General features: G+C 51.8%; 14 protein-coding genes. 10 read left to right on the forward strand and 4 right to left on the reverse strand.

The genetic code is table 11. The features are described from left to right. Nucleotides 1–15: 15 nt before the first annotated feature. Nucleotides 16–324: a 4a-hydroxytetrahydrobiopterin dehydratase gene (locus tag J2X61_RS32200; protein ID WP_274471728.1), complete on the forward strand. Its 309-nt coding sequence runs from the start codon at nucleotides 16–18 to the stop codon at nucleotides 322–324. Here the strand turns inward: J2X61_RS32200 and J2X61_RS32205 are convergent. Next, nucleotides 321–830 carry a GNAT family N-acetyltransferase gene (locus J2X61_RS32205; RefSeq protein ID WP_310194116.1) on the reverse strand — a complete coding sequence of 170 codons (510 nt, stop codon included), beginning with the start codon at nucleotides 828–830 and terminating at the stop codon, nucleotides 321–323. The genes J2X61_RS32200 and J2X61_RS32205 overlap by 4 nt on opposite strands. 158 nt (nucleotides 831–988) lie before the next feature. On the opposite strand from J2X61_RS32205, the gene J2X61_RS32210 reads away from it, so the two are divergent. The 4 genes from J2X61_RS32210 (at nucleotide 989) to J2X61_RS32225 (ending at nucleotide 4,748) form a co-directional block, all read left to right on the forward strand. Beyond that, the gene (locus tag J2X61_RS32210) at nucleotides 989–1,525 is read left to right on the forward strand and encodes a hypothetical protein (RefSeq protein WP_310194058.1); all 537 of its coding nucleotides are present in this window, start codon (nucleotides 989–991) and stop codon (nucleotides 1,523–1,525) included. 236 nt (nucleotides 1,526–1,761) lie between these two features. Next, the gene (locus J2X61_RS32215; RefSeq protein ID WP_274471725.1) at nucleotides 1,762–2,214 is read left to right on the forward strand and encodes a MarR family winged helix-turn-helix transcriptional regulator; all 453 of its coding nucleotides are present in this window, start codon (nucleotides 1,762–1,764) and stop codon (nucleotides 2,212–2,214) included. Further along, nucleotides 2,207–3,715 (forward strand): DHA2 family efflux MFS transporter permease subunit, encoded by a 1,509-nt coding sequence (locus J2X61_RS32220; RefSeq protein ID WP_310194060.1) that lies wholly within the window; start codon nucleotides 2,207–2,209, stop codon nucleotides 3,713–3,715. Before J2X61_RS32215 ends, J2X61_RS32220 begins: the two co-directional genes overlap by 8 nt. A 193-nt stretch (nucleotides 3,716–3,908) precedes the next feature. Beyond that, on the forward strand, nucleotides 3,909–4,748 hold the full coding sequence (locus J2X61_RS32225) for a sulfurtransferase (protein WP_310194062.1): 840 nt from the start codon (nucleotides 3,909–3,911) through the stop codon (nucleotides 4,746–4,748). 249 nt (nucleotides 4,749–4,997) lie between these two features. On the opposite strand, the gene J2X61_RS32230 is transcribed toward J2X61_RS32225, so the two are convergent. Further along, a complete protein-coding gene (locus J2X61_RS32230) occupies nucleotides 4,998–5,471 on the reverse strand; it encodes a hypothetical protein (RefSeq protein WP_310194064.1) in 474 nt (157 codons plus the stop codon). A 544-nt stretch (nucleotides 5,472–6,015) separates the two neighbouring features. Between J2X61_RS32230 and J2X61_RS32235 the strand changes: the two genes are divergently transcribed. The 4 genes from J2X61_RS32235 (at nucleotide 6,016) to J2X61_RS32250 (ending at nucleotide 10,182) form a co-directional block, all read left to right on the forward strand. Next, nucleotides 6,016–7,143: a GerAB/ArcD/ProY family transporter gene (locus tag J2X61_RS32235; protein ID WP_310194066.1), complete on the forward strand. Its 1,128-nt coding sequence runs from the start codon at nucleotides 6,016–6,018 to the stop codon at nucleotides 7,141–7,143. A 101-nt stretch (nucleotides 7,144–7,244) separates the two neighbouring features. Then, nucleotides 7,245–8,729: a spore germination protein gene (locus tag J2X61_RS32240; protein WP_310194068.1), complete on the forward strand. Its 1,485-nt coding sequence runs from the start codon at nucleotides 7,245–7,247 to the stop codon at nucleotides 8,727–8,729. A gap of 15 nt (nucleotides 8,730–8,744) precedes the next feature. Continuing rightward, entirely contained in the window at nucleotides 8,745–9,941 is a 1,197-nt protein-coding gene (locus J2X61_RS32245; protein ID WP_310194070.1) for a Ger(x)C family spore germination protein, read from the forward strand. Between the two features lie 4 nt (nucleotides 9,942–9,945). Next, a complete protein-coding gene (locus tag J2X61_RS32250) occupies nucleotides 9,946–10,182 on the forward strand; it encodes a hypothetical protein (protein WP_274471718.1) in 237 nt (78 codons plus the stop codon). A 95-nt stretch (nucleotides 10,183–10,277) separates the two neighbouring features. Here the strand turns inward: J2X61_RS32250 and J2X61_RS32255 are convergent, their stop codons facing one another. Further along, complete coding sequence (locus tag J2X61_RS32255) at nucleotides 10,278–11,048, reverse strand: exodeoxyribonuclease III (protein ID WP_274471717.1); 771 nt, start codon at nucleotides 11,046–11,048, stop codon at nucleotides 10,278–10,280. A gap of 210 nt (nucleotides 11,049–11,258) precedes the next feature. Between J2X61_RS32255 and cysK the strand changes: the two genes are divergently transcribed. Continuing rightward, entirely contained in the window at nucleotides 11,259–12,191 is a 933-nt protein-coding gene (gene cysK, locus J2X61_RS32260; protein ID WP_310194074.1) for a cysteine synthase A, read from the forward strand. 84 nt (nucleotides 12,192–12,275) lie between these two features. Here cysK and J2X61_RS32265 read toward each other — a convergent pair whose 3' ends face one another. Beyond that, nucleotides 12,276–14,129 (reverse strand): putative bifunctional diguanylate cyclase/phosphodiesterase, encoded by a 1,854-nt coding sequence (locus tag J2X61_RS32265; RefSeq protein ID WP_310194077.1) that lies wholly within the window; start codon nucleotides 14,127–14,129, stop codon nucleotides 12,276–12,278. Nucleotides 14,130–14,293 lie beyond the last annotated feature (164 nt).

The raw sequence follows: 14,293 nt of genomic DNA on the forward strand, positions 1-14,293 counted from the left end.
GGAGAGTGCTGACGCATGAAGCTTGGGCAAACTGAGATTACCGAGAGGTTGGAGCGGCTCTCCGGCTGGACGACGGATGATCACAAATGGATGATGCGCAAATACCGATTTGCGGCATTCATGCAGGGGATAGACTTTGTCAACCGGATTGCCGGTATTGCCGAAGCGGACAACCATCACCCGATGATCGCCGTCGATTACAAAATGGTGACTTTGCGCCTGACCTCTTGGCATGCGGGCGGTTTGACCGAGCTCGATTTCCGCTCGGCGGCCAAATACGATGAGGCTTATACGGCTGTGACGGCCGGGGAAACCGGCGTCTAGTCCTGGTCAGGCGCGGTTTCTTCGTACACCATGCAGTGGAACATGGCGGGACCGGAGGGCGTCAGCCGTTCATACGTATCCGTGATGACGAAGCCGGCACGCTGATAGGTGCGGATGGCCCGCTCGTTCCAGACAAGCACTTCGAGATCGACTTCGTTCCCGGGAGTCTGGAGCAGCGCGGCTTGTGTCAGGAGCCGGACGAACTGCGTGCCGAGTCCGCTGCCTTGTCCGCAGAGGTCCGGGCGCAGGCCGAGGCCTAAGCGGGTGACCCCGACGATGGGGAAAAACTGAACAAAGCCGACGAGGATGCCCTCAGCGTCCACGACAGCCCGGTATTGTTCGGCCCGAATGGATGCTTCCGCGAATTCAGCTTGCTCTTGAAGCATGGTTTCCCACGGAGGCCAGTTGTACAATTCGTAAGGTTCAGGGTATTTCCAAGTACATAACGTTATGCAATGTGCGTCAGTTAAGGGGACGATTTTCCATTGTAAGCTGACATTCTGCATGTTGATCACCCTTTCATTTGTGGCTGGAGGTTGGCATGGCTTCGCTTTTACATATCTCGGTTGGTACATGTATTTTATTTTCGATGCTTTTATTAGGACTGCACGCCTTTCGAATCTCCACGAAAAGAAAATGGCCTCTCACGGTAATCCTCAGCATCTTGACCGCTTGTTTATCCGAATTATTCATCTATGTTTTGGGAACCAAATCGTTATCCCCTATGCTGGCTATTATCATCGAAGCCCTGGGGATTCACTATATGTTTCGTTTGCGGAAGCTGCATGCGCTTATGATCGTGCTTCTTGGCGCAGTGGGGTATACCATGCTTCTAGCCGTCGTATTGTTCGTGGCGGCGGTGATCACCAGCGTTCCGATGTACATTTATTTCGATAGTCCCGATGTCTCGTATCGGCTTTTGAAAATTGCAGCCGCCATAATCACGTTGTACTTTGCTCTGTACTTACAGCGGAATCGGCTAGGCTTTACGCTTCGTTTGGTGCTGGGGAACAAGAGCTTGCATCAGCGCCGAAATCAGCGGATATACCCCGTCTTTGTGACGGCTTTCTTCATGTACTCTTCCGCTTATTATGGGGTATCCAAGCAATTGACGTCCATTTTCTACTGGGCTGCGGGGTTCTGCATCATGTTGGCGTGGATGCTTTATCTTCTATACCGTAAGGAGATGGACGAGCTGTAGCGGGAGCCGCCGCCCGCCATTTCAATTCAACCTCCAATCTTGCCGACTAAGCGGGATTGGGGGTTTTTGCATTTGCCTGTACGAGTTGGAGCAGCCAAGTTTTAAATCATTATCATAATGCTGGCGTAATCACAAATACTATAGAGGGCTCTAGTTAACTATATATAAATATTGACATATCAGCGAGAAAGGGACATAATATTGTTTCGTATGCGAAATAATTTAGGGGGCTCCATTTGGATAGAGAACAACGCTTTTTGCAAATTTTTTATACTTATCGGGAAGTGAACCAAGCTTTCTATCATGTTGTGGCCAAAGTTGCTCAGCGGCATGGTCTTACCCCGCTCCAGCTTATTGTGCTCCGTATTTTGGAGGAGTTTCCGGACATTCGGCTGGCTGAACTTTCCGAGAAGCTGAATCTGGGAAACAGCACCGCTAGCGGTATTGTGGACCGGATGACCAAAGCAGGTCTCGTTATACGGGAGCGGGCCGAGAACGATCGACGTGCTATGATGCTTAGACTCTCAGAGAAGGGATTGGCGCTATGGGAGGAATCGAATATGACACGAACGAAGCTGCTTCGGCCTTTGATGAGTTTGTCCGATGAGGATCAAGAGCATTTGCTTCGCATTCAGCATCGGATGATTCAGATTCTAAAGAACATAAGTGAGGATGATCTTCATGACTAGCATGGTTCATACAGCGATGCGCAAAGGGCCCATCATGGCTTCCCTGCTGATTGCCGCATTCGTGGCACTATTAAGTCAGACCGTATTGAATGTCGCCCTGCCCAAAATGATGACCGACCTGAACGTGAACGAAAGCACGATTCAGTGGCTGTCCAACGGATATATGCTCGTGAACGGGGTTCTCGTGCCGATCTCCGCCTACCTAATCAACAGGTTCACCACCCGCAAATTGTTCCTGGTCGCCTCGTCTTTATTCGCCGTCGGCACGGTCATTTGCGCCATTTCCAGCACTTTCGGCTTGCTGCTGAGCGGTCGTCTCGTGCAGGCGGTGGGCGCCGGCATTCTGATGCCGCTGATGTCGGTCGTCGTGCTGACAATCTTCCCTGTGGCTGAGCGCGGCAAAGCGATGGGCATGATGGGGATCGCCATGATCTTCGCTCCGGCCATCGGGCCGACGATGTCCGGTTGGATCGTCGAGCACTACCATTGGCATGTGCTGTTTTATATTGTTCTGCCTCTAGCGGTCTTCGCCGTCGTTTTTGGCGCTTATGCCATGAAGGATGTGATCCAGACATCCAAGCCTAACCTTGACGTTCTAGGCGTTATCCTGTCCACGATCGGCTTCGGCGGAATTTTGTACGGATTCAGCGACGCCGGTACGGACGGTTGGGGAAGCGTAGACGTTCTGACCTGTCTCATTGTAGGGGGGGTCGCGCTGCTGATCTTCGTGATCCGTTCCCTCATGGTAGCAACACCGCTGCTGGAGTTCCGGGTGTTCAAATATTCCATGTTCTCGCTAACGACATTGATCAATGCGATTATTACGATGGCCATGTTCTCAGGCATGATTCTGCTGCCGATCTTCCTGCAGAACATCCGCGGTTTCACACCGCTGGAGTCCGGCTTGCTGCTGCTGCCGGGTGCGATCTTGATGGGGATCATGTCCCCGATCACGGGCATGATTTTCGATAAGGTCGGGGCTCGCTGGCTGGCTGTCATCGGCCTGCTGATTACGACGCTTACGACATACCAATTCAGTCAGCTTACCGCGGATTCGACATACAACCATCTGATGCTGGTGTATACGCTGCGGATGTTCGGGATGTCGATGCTCATGATGCCGATTCAAACGGCCGGGATGAATCAGCTGCCGCGGCGCTTGAATGCTCATGGCTCCGGGATGTCGCAGACGCTGCGGAACGTCTCCGGTGCACTCGGAACCGCTCTGCTGGTGACGTTCATGACCAACAAAGCGGCTTCCCACGCGAAGGAGCTTATTATTTCAGGCAAAGTCGATCCGAGCAACAAAGCCCAAATGGCGGAGGTCACGCAAGCGGCTACGATCTATGGAATTAACCATTCCTTCGTGATCGCTACATGGCTAAGCGTTGCGGCGCTGGTATTGGCTTTCTTCATCCGCAAGGTGAAGCCGCAGGAGGATGCGGCTGATGAAGCTTCTGCGCTATCGGCGGCACGTGCGCCTGCAGCGAAGCGGGGTTAATAGTACAGACCGTCACGGCCAATAGGTTGGGACGGTCTTTGTGCACTCGGCCTGTGCGGAGTTTACATGGGCCCGCCATAGCGAACGCGGCGCTTTTGCGATAAAATGGGGGAAGATCATACAGCTTGGAAAACATATCCTGCTCCTCTCAGCGGGGGGCCATTCATTGCAGGCAAGGAAGGTGGCATCATCCATGGAAAATATCGTAAGTCAAGCTTGGCTGCTCGAACGGCTGGGCGATGCGAACATTGTGATCGCTGATTGTCGTTTTGCGCTTGGCAAGCCTGAGTCAGGCCGGCAAAGCTATGAGCAAGACCATATACCGGGAGCCGTCTATGTGGATTTGGAAAAGGATTTGTCCGGTGCGCTCATGGCGCACGGCGGCAGACATCCGCTCCCCGACCTCGGGGCATTCTCTATCCGCGTGGGCAGTCTGGGGATCGACAGCACCAAGACCGTCGTCGCCTATGACGACCAAGGCGGAGCCATGGCTTCGCGGCTATGGTGGATGCTGAAATTCCTCGGTCATTCCGAGGTGTATGTACTGGATCAGGGATACGCCGCATGGCAATCAGCGGGTTACCCGGTAACGGCGGAAGTGCCTGCTGTTCAGCCGCGGACGTTCTCGCCGAAAGTGCAGCGCACCATGCTCGCTTCTATGGACGAGGTCAAGGACAAGCTCGGCCGTCCCGGCGTCGTGCTGGTCGACTCGCGCGAGGAGCGCCGCTATCTGGGGCTCGAGGAGCCGATCGACCGGGTGGCGGGCCACATTCCCGGTGCGCGGAACTACTTCTGGAAAGGCGTCCTCGATGAGACCGGCGCTTGGCTGCCTGCGGCGAAGCAGGAGCAGCATTTCGCCGGCTTGCGCGATGCCGATGAAATTATCGTCTATTGCGGCTCCGGCGTGACGGCATGCCCGAACGTGCTTGGCTTGAGCGAAGCGGGATTTGACAATGTGAAGCTCTATAGCGGAAGCTGGAGCGACTGGATCTCTTGGGAAGACAACCCAATTGCGACGGGGAAGGAAGAATAGGCTGGATCCTGCGTTAGATGCAGAGGAGAGGGCTGTGACAGCTGCTGCAAGGCGGCTTGTTGCGGCTTTTTTTGCTTCGTTTTGATCTAATGCCTGGATACGGCTGGTTCACCCGCGTAATTCAGTAATCTATATGATATTTCGCGCGAAAATCCAAATTGTATACGATTTTTCATATAGATTTAACGATTTTCACCATCATGGGATAAATTCTATATGATTTTTCATACAGATTCGATAATCCAGCTGTCAAACCAAATCCGGACTTTGGATTGGACCCATGTGCTCATAGTAGATGACTCGTCCGGACATGCCTCTTGCCACAGCTCGGAATTTCCCTTTTTCCACTAACTTGCGGCAGTATTTGATAACGGTCATTGTATGCAGCTCCAATTCCTTGGCCGCCTGAGTCGGACGAATAATCCGGTTATGACGAATAGCCGAACGCATCAAGTCTCGTTCGATCCTTGAATAGTGATTTGCGGCTTTAATTTGAACGCCCTCCCCAGCCGGCAGGTACGAGGACAGGCTGCTTCGCAAGGCGGAGAGGATGAATGCAGGATTCTCTTTCAACTCATCCAGAGAGATATAGAAGAGTGTACAGTCTTGGGCCTGAAGAAAAAGTCCACGGTTCAAATCCATCCGGTACTTGGTACGGTCCGTGCCATGCGAGCCAAAGTCCATGATCTCAAAACCAATCCGTACGGCTCCTACAATCCACATGAAATCGACAAAGTATGATCTCCCTCGCCAGTCCTTCACTTCGTATTCTGGATGCAGCCCGCAAAAATGTCCGACAAGCGGCCACCAGATTTCTTCAACGAACTTCCGGTTGCCGTAACCATGTCCGCGTTTTAGGGCATCGAGTCGCCCTCCCCTCCTTCGACTAAAATGAACGCTTATCCATTATCGTGCTCCATTTGATAACTCATTCTCCTTACACCATTCCTCCCTATCATCATGGGCCAAACAACATAAAAAACCCCGACTCCATTCCGGTTTTGGAAAGGAAGCGGGGCATTCTTTGCCGCTTGGCTGCTATTTGTTTGACATCCATATTGTGGCACAACATGGCGGGGGAGGGCAAGATCTAGTTGGAACCATTGATCTGCAAACGGAATTTCCTCTTGAACTGGAGCAGGCCGTGGCGCTGTGTATCCCGTTGGCGATGCAAGGTGCCCTCTCTATTAAAATATCATTCCACTAGTATTTCCCTATCACGGGTTGGAAATACTATATTTATCAACTCGTAACAGGGGTCCTATTTATGATGGAATTTTCCAAAATAACGGTTAGGCAATTTACGCTGCTTGTCGTCCTGTTTACAGTGGGCAGTGCCATACTTTACGTTCCCGGTCTGCTGGCGGGCGAGGCTAAGCAGGATGCTTGGCTATCGGCGTTATTCGGATCGGGAGTTGGCGTACTGATCGCTTTCTTACTCAAGACATTGGCTGCAAGATTCCCGAATCTATCACTGCCCGAATATAGCGAGAAGATTCTAGGCAAATGGTTGGGGAGAGCCGTTTCCGCCATCTTCTTTTTATACTTTTTCCTATTATCCGCTCAATTGCTTCGGGATGTCGGGGACTTCATGTTAGCTCAAATCATGCCGGAAACACCTCTGTATGCTATTCTTCTTCTTTTTCTAGCCGTTGTCCTACTTGCTGTACATTCGGGACTGGAAACGATTGCCCGGGCGGTGGAAGTCTTTTTCCCTCTATTAGTCTTACTGGTACTCGTGCTTTTCGTAGGACTTCTACCCAAAATGCACATCGAACATTTATTGCCTGTACTGGAATTCGGGTACAAGCCGATCGTGAGGGCATCTCTCCCGTTTATAGCCGTACCTTTTTTGCAATTATCCGTTTTCCTGGTTATCATGCCGGCCGTGACCCAAGCGAAGGAAGCGGGGAGAGCCTTAGTGCTTGGAACGTTATCGGGCGCTTTGTTTCTGGTTCTTTTTACAACCTTCTGCCTGTTGGTTATGGGGGTGGGACTTACAGCCTCCAAAGCATATCCCAGTTATGCGCTAGCGATGCAAATTCATATCGGCGAGATCTTTCAAAGGGTGGAGTCCATGATGGCCATTCTTTGGCTCTTGTGCATTTTCTTCAAGCTGTCCCTATGCTTTTACGCATCTATTCGATTTTATGCCAATACCTTCAAAATAACGGAGGCCAAACCCTTACTCCTTCCGTTGGGGCTCATCCTGGTCGTATTAGCTATCATTATTTACCCGTCAGTCGCTTTCACGATTGCCATTGTTCAAATGGCATTTGCTCATTTCCTGCCTATCGGGTTCGTGATCCCGTTAGTCCTTTTGGTAGTAGCCTATGCAAGACGAATTACAGGGAGAGAACGGTTGACGGGATCGCGAAAGGGGGGAGTCCATTGAGGTTTATAAAAAGATTATTATCCGTACATCATGGGGAAAAAGGGAAAAAGGCGGCCCCAATAAAAGAAATCCAGCAAGTTCGAGTAACATTGACCAACGACTTGCAGCAAAATATAAATAAAATAAAAGAGATCGTCGGAAATAGCAGCGATCTGGTTATCAAGCAATTCCGAATTGCAGAAGATTCCATCCGGATGGCGGTTGTGTATACGGATGGTTTGACGGATAAGAAGGTGTTGGATGATGCTGTGCTGATCCCGCTGATGGTGGGAGTCCGGGAATCGACCGAGCTCACCGCTAAGCTGCGTACTCACCCCGATCCGATAAGCTTCTTGCAAGAAAGCGTACTGACGGTTAAAAGTCTATCCGATGCAGATGATTTCGAAACGTTACTATTGGCCATTCTGTCCGGAGATAGCGTTATTCTCATGGACAATATGGATCGGGCAATGGTTGCCTCCACGCGCGGTTGGGAGCACAGGAGCGTTGAAGAGCCGTCTGCTCAATCGCTGATCCGCGGCCCTCGCGAAGGCTTCACGGAATCACTAAAGGTGAACACGGCGATGATCCGCCGTAAAATCAAAGATCCCCGCCTATGGCTGGAGTCTAGAGAAATCGGCAGTGTAACGCGAACGCAAGTAGCGTTCATGTATCTCGAAGGAATTGCGGATGACAGTGTCGTTGCCGAAGTGCGGCAGCGTTTGGACCGCATTAATATTGACGGCATCCTGGAAAGCGGTTATATCGAAGAATATATTCAAGATGCCACATGGAGCCCTTTTCCAACAGTCATAAATTCCGAAAGACCGGATACCATTGCGGCGGGGTTGCTGGAAGGGCGGGTTGCGATACTAGTTGACGGTACGCCATTTGTCCTTATGGTGCCCGCGCTGTTCGTTCAATACTTCCAATCGGCGGAGGATTATTACCACCGTTGGGATATTAGCACACTGATTCGTTTAATCCGCTATTTATGCTTCTTCATTGCGTTGAGCGGACCTTCCCTGTATGTCGCGATCACTACGTTTCATCAAGAAATGATTCCGACCAACTTGTTGATTAGCTTGGTAGCCCAACGGGAAGGCGTGCCTTTTCCGGCCTTTTTCGAGGCGCTGATGATGGAGGTTACCTTCGAAATTTTGCGGGAGGCCGGTATTCGAATGCCTAGAGCTGTAGGCTCCGCCATTTCAATCGTCGGGACCCTCGTAATCGGGCAAGCGGCGGTTGAAGCCGGTATTGTCTCGGCAGCGATGGTTATTGTCGTGTCCATTACCGCCATGGCCAGCTTCGTTTCTCCTTACTACAATATGTCCATCTCCATTCGCATGCTTCGTTTTCCTTTGATGGCGCTGGGGGCCACGTTCGGGTTGTTCGGTATCATCGTAGGGATGATTGCCATCGTGCTTCATTTATGCGGTTTGAAGTCGTTCGGGGTTCCATACATGAGTTCGTTAGCACCATTTCATCTTCCTGAGCAAAAAGATACGTTGTTCAGACTTCCCCGCTGGATCATGTCACCCCGCACCAATGCGGTAAACCGCAAGGTCAGGCCGCATGACTTCCCGGAATCGGAAAGCCTTCATTAAAGGGGTGAAATCATTATGCCTAGAAAGCTGATTGGGTGCGTGCTTCCCATCCTGCTGCTCGTTCTGTTAACCGGTTGTTGGAACAGCCGGGAATTAAACAGTTTGGCGCTGGCGGTTGGTTTGGGTATCGATAAAGTAGGTGACCGGTACATGGTCTCCGCCCAAGTGGTTGTGCCGAGCAATGTAGCGAGCAGCAGCAAAGGGGAGGGCGTTGCCGTCACGATGTTTAAAGCGGAAGGGAAAACGGTGTTTGAGGCTCTCCGGCGTATGACAACTTCCTCTCCGCGGAAAATATATTTGGCTCATTTGCGCGTGTTGGTATTGGGGGAAGAATTGGCGAAGGAAGGGGTCACGGGTCCTATTGAATTCCTCTCGAGGGATCATGAGCCACGGACCGATTTCTTCATCGTTGTCGCCAAACATCTGCATGCAGAAGATGTGCTGAAGGTAATAACCCCGCTCGAAAAAATCCCCGCAAACCGAATGTATTTCTCGCTATATACTTCTGAGCGTGTGTGGGCACCTACGAGTATGGTCACGTTGGATGAAGTCATTCAGGATCTTATCACGGAAGGGAAGAGTCTCGCCTTAACCGCTATCGAATTGAAGGGACCCGAAGAGATCGTGGAAAACAAAGCAAATACGGACTACATAGATCCGCCTTCGAAATTGCATTATGCGGGTTTGGCTTATTTCCATAGAGATAAGTTGGTTGGCTGGATGAACGAAGACGAGAGCAAGGTGTACAACTATTTGAGGGATAACGTCAAAAACACCGTTGGCACCATAAACTGCCCGGGAGGCGGACAGATCGCTTTGGAGGTTGTTCGCTCCAAGACCGAACTGCAAGGGAAAGTGGTGAAGGGGAAGCCGCAAATCCAAGTTGAGATTCACACCGAAGCGAATGTCGGAAACGTAGAATGTGATCTCGATTTACTGGATCTAGCAACGATAGACATGTTAGAGAAAGCGGCAAGCAAGCAGATGGAAGAGACGATAATGGATTCGGCCGGCAGGATGCAGGAGAAGGTGAAATTCGACATATTCGGGTTCGGCGATGTCATTCACCGGAACGATCCGAAGGGATGGGCGGAGGTAAAGGACGATTGGGAGCAGCACTTAGCCGATCTCGATTTGGACGTAAAGGCGGAAATTAAAATTAGGCGCCTTGGCACCACGGGAAATTCGTTCCTACAGGAAATTAAGGAGTAAACCAATGTGGTGGGCAATTGCAACAATAGGGGTCGTATCCGCTTGTATAGCTGTATTTGAACTGCGGACGTTAACGCGTGAACGAATGCATAAGGAAGCATGGAGCTTCAGTGTGCTGCTGCTCCTTGGCGCGGGACTGAACATCGCGCTATTCCTGCGAATCGACATCCCTAATCCGCTGGAAGCCGTCATTGTCATCTATAAACCGTTTAGCGAAGCCTTACTAAGTTTATTGAGATAATTGGAGCAGGAGGGTCCGGTAGGCTTTTTAGGGCGGGTCCAACCTGCTCCTGCTTTTGGGACTGCTGCTTTAGCAGGTTCTAGCTTCTAGCCGGTTTAGCCGTTCTCCCGGCTCAAGTCCACTTCCAATCGAACCGGGCAATGATCGCTGCCCAGGATTTCGCAATCGATATCGGCGCTAACGATGTTAGGTGCGATCCGGGCCGAGGCGATGAAGTAGTCGATGCGCCACCCGACATTCCGGGCCCGCACGCCGGGCATATTCGACCACCAGCTGTAGACATCCGTACGGTCGGGATACAGGTGCCGGAACGTATCGAGGAAGCCGGCATCGAGCAGCTCTGTCATTTTCCCGCGCTCCTCGGCCGTGAATCCGGAGTTGCCGTGGTTGCCTTTGGCATTCTTCAAGTCGATCTCCTGGTGAGCGACGTTCAAATCTCCGCAGGCGATCACCGGCTTCTGCGCGTCGAGCTGCAGGAGATAGCTGCGGAAGCGGTCCTCCCATTCCAGGCGGTACTCCAGTCTGGAGAGATCCCGCTTGGCGTTCGGCGTATACACCGTCACCAGATAAAAGTCCTCGAACTCGAGCGTAATGATCCGGCCTTCGGGCTCTTCATTTTCTTCGATGCCGTACCGGACGGAAAGCGGCTCGATTCTGGAGAATACGGCGGTGCCGGAGTAGCCTTTCTTGACGGCGTAGTTCCAATATTGCCGGTAGGACTCGTCCAACGCCAGGCTAATTTGTCCTTCCTGCAATTTCGTCTCCTGCACACACACGATGTCGGCGTCCGTCTGCTCGACGTAGCTCAGGAAGCCTTTATTCACACAGGCCCTTAACCCGTTCACATTCCACGAAACCAGTTTCATTCTTCCCATTCTCCTTGCTTATCACAATAATTTTCTCATCCCAGTGTAACATAAGTGCGCTTATGCGGCACAAGTTTGATCCTCCATATATAAGAAAATCACCCCCTCTTATCAGGAATTTTGATTTCAGTTTTCCGTAGAATCAAGCTATACTCAACATAACCCAGTAAGTTAATGGGTTTAATGAAGAGGAGAGCGAGGTCATACGGGATGGCGACCATTTACAATAATCTGACGGAGTTAATCGGCAATACGCCGCTGCTCGAGCTATGGAATTACAATACACGGCAGGGGCTGCAGGCGAAAGTGATGGCGAAACTGGAGTATTTCAATCCGGCCGGCAGTGTCAAAGACCGTATCGGTTTCGCCATGATTCAAGAGGCGGAGAAAGCCGGCAAAATAACGAAAGACACTGTCATCATTGAGCCTACCAGCGGCAATACCGGCATCGGACTTGCCTTTGCCGCTGCGGCGTTAGGATATAAGCTTATCATTACGATACCGGAATCGTTCAGCATCGAGCGGAGAAAGCTGCTTAAGGCATTGGGGGCGGAGATTGTGCTGACCCCTGCCGCCGATGGGATGATGGGGGCGATCAAGAAGGCGGAGGAGCTGGCAGCCGGGCTGCCGGACAGCTTCATTCCGCAGCAATTCAGCAACCCGGCCAACCCGGAGGTGCACCGGAGAACGACGGCGGAAGAAATATGGCGGGATACGGATGGGAATGTCGACCTCTTCGTAGCAGGCGTGGGCACAGGGGGCACGATCACTGGGGTGGGAGAGATTCTAAAGCGAAGAAACCCGTCTGCGCAAGTGATCGCCGTCGAGCCGGCAAACTCCGCAATCCTCTCGGGCGGCACGCGGGGCGCGCACCAGATCCAAGGCATCGGCGCCGGGTTCGAGCCGGATAATTTCCACCGTTCCGTCGTCGATGAGATTATTGCCGTATCCGATGAGGATGCGTTTGCGACAGCCCGCGAACTGGCCAGGACGGAAGGGCTGCTCGTCGGCATTTCGTCGGGAGCGGCAGCCTACGCCGCGACGCTATTGGCGAGAAGACCGGAGAACAAAGGGAAGACGATCGTCGTCATCCTGCCGGATACCGGCGAGCGTTACTTGTCTACGCCGCTTTTTGACGAATAAATGCGAAAACCGCCCCCAAATGAACTTCATCCCGCGTGTTAGCTGCACGAACGACTGGGATTATTTCAAAGAGGAGCGGTTTCTTTATGTATGAACCGGTACCGGGAAAGCGAGATTTTCAGGCAGCGGCTTGCTGAAATAGTAGCCCTGAACATATTCGCAGCCGATTCCCTGCAGGATTCGAAGCTGTTCCTGCTTCTCGACGCCTTCGGCGATAACTTCCATATGGATTCGCTGCACCAGCGAGATGATGGATTCCATAATGACCCGGTCTACGGAGCTGTCGTCAATGTGATCGATGAATGATTTATCAATTTTAATAATGTCCGCAGGCAGCTGCTTGATATAGCTGAGTGATGAGAACCCTTTCCCGAAATCGTCCAGGGCAATTCTCACCCCTTGGTTTCTCAAGTAATTCAAGTGAGTCGTCGAAGTTTCGATCGATTGAATGAGCAGAGTCTCGGTCAGCTCCAGCACTAAGTGGCGGGGATCCAGCCCCGTCTCGGCCAATACGGCGAGAACCTGATCGGCGAAATCATGCTGCATTAACTGAAGAGCGGAAATATTGACCGATATCGAAAATTGCGAGCGCGTGGCGTCCTGCCACTTCTTAGCCGTGCGGCACGCCGTTCGCAGCACCCAGTGGCCGATCGGCACGATGAGCCCTGTCTCTTCGGCAAGCTGGATCCATTCGCCCGGCGGGATGTAGGTGCCCTCCGGCTGCTGCCAACGCAGCAAGGCTTCGTACCCTTTGACATTGCCGCTGGGCACATGGACTTGCTTCTGGAAGTGCAGCGTGAACTGATTCTGCGCCAGGGCGTCCTGCAGGGCATCTTCCAGCTTGCGCTTCTGCAGCAGATCGAGTCTCATCGTTTCATCGAAAATGCGGAATTGATGCTTGCCTTCCGCCTTCGCCTTCCGCATCGCGACATCTGCGCAAATGAGCAGCTGCTCGGCCGTCTGGGCATGATCCGGGTATAAGGCAACCCCCATACTCACCCGGAGCGGATAAGAAACGCCTGCGACATGGAATGGCGAATGGCACGCCTCCCAGATCTCATGCACGGTGTTCGTGAAGGATTCGTCATCAGAACCGATCTCTACAATGAGATTGAATTCATCGCCACCCGAGCGGGAGATATGCATGTCAGGCGAGAAGGTATGCACCATCTTACGGGCAAAAGAGCGCAGATATTGATCCCCTGTTGCATACCCAACCGAATCATTGATCATTTGGAAGTTATCCACATTGACCCATAGTACGCAGACACGGCTGTTCCAAGCGGCCGCTTTCTGAATGGCATTATCCAGATGCTCATACGCGGATACCCGGTTAGGCAAATGAGTTAACGGATCGGTGGTCGCCAAATGCTTGATTTGCTCGGCTTTATCTACCGTTTCCTTCTGCAGCGTATAGAAGCGGGCCATGAGCTCCCGGTTGTTGCGAGTCAGCAAGAGCATGCTGATGAAGATCAGCAGCGACCAAGTCAGGAGGCTGATCAGCATTTGCGGCGTCGGCGCGACACGGCTCGTATACGTGACGGCGATAAAATACACATTCGCCAATACAGCGAGGCAAATCGCGATCATCATCACGCTCTTGCGCATGAAGATGGCTGCTACGATAACGATATATAGGCTGCTGAGCGCATTCATGAAGGTGGGTATAAAGCTAATCAGCAACAGTGTGTTCAGAAACTGCCCGAATATCGGGATATAACCGATCCAGCCCGCATCCTTGCGAAAGCAATACAACCAGACATAGGCGGTAACCATGATGATATTGGCCGTCATCATATACAGAAAATGGGGAGTGCTTAGCCCTAGACGAGTATAAGAGAAAGATAGACCCATCGTGACTATTGTGAAGTTAAGCAGCAGCATCCGCAGCGCGGTGCCATTGCACTGACCGCGGTTCTCGCTTATTAAGAGATCCATACTGTAAGCCCCTATCAAAGTCTATCAACTGTAGGATATTGTCGAACGATCATTGTTCCTGTTGAAAATTGTAAGTTAAAACGGGATTTTTGTAAACCTTTGGCAAAATCAGCGGGAAATGAAAAACGCCCTTTTCCATGTCGGCGTCATGGAAAAGGACGTTG

This window comes from Bacillus sp. 3255 (genome assembly GCF_031456485.1).
GTDB lineage: Bacteria > Bacillota > Bacilli > Paenibacillales > NBRC-103111 > Paenibacillus_E.

Coding starts and splice junctions, on each gene's coding strand:
- J2X61_RS32200 (WP_274471728.1), top strand. CDS start 16: ATGAAGCTTGGGCAAACTGAGATTACCGAGAGGTTGGAGCGGCTCTCC.
- J2X61_RS32205 (WP_310194116.1), bottom strand. CDS start 830: ATGCAGAATGTCAGCTTACAATGGAAAATCGTCCCCTTAACTGACGCA.
- J2X61_RS32220 (WP_310194060.1), top strand. CDS start 2,207: ATGACTAGCATGGTTCATACAGCGATGCGCAAAGGGCCCATCATGGCT.
- J2X61_RS32225 (WP_310194062.1), top strand. CDS start 3,909: ATGGAAAATATCGTAAGTCAAGCTTGGCTGCTCGAACGGCTGGGCGAT.
- J2X61_RS32230 (WP_310194064.1), bottom strand. CDS start 5,471: ATGTGGATTGTAGGAGCCGTACGGATTGGTTTTGAGATCATGGACTTT.
- J2X61_RS32235 (WP_310194066.1), top strand. CDS start 6,016: ATGATGGAATTTTCCAAAATAACGGTTAGGCAATTTACGCTGCTTGTC.
- J2X61_RS32245 (WP_310194070.1), top strand. CDS start 8,745: ATGCCTAGAAAGCTGATTGGGTGCGTGCTTCCCATCCTGCTGCTCGTT.
- J2X61_RS32250 (WP_274471718.1), top strand. CDS start 9,946: ATGTGGTGGGCAATTGCAACAATAGGGGTCGTATCCGCTTGTATAGCT.
- J2X61_RS32255 (WP_274471717.1), bottom strand. CDS start 11,048: ATGAAACTGGTTTCGTGGAATGTGAACGGGTTAAGGGCCTGTGTGAAT.
- cysK (WP_310194074.1), top strand. CDS start 11,259: ATGGCGACCATTTACAATAATCTGACGGAGTTAATCGGCAATACGCCG.
- J2X61_RS32265 (WP_310194077.1), bottom strand. CDS start 14,129: ATGGATCTCTTAATAAGCGAGAACCGCGGTCAGTGCAATGGCACCGCG.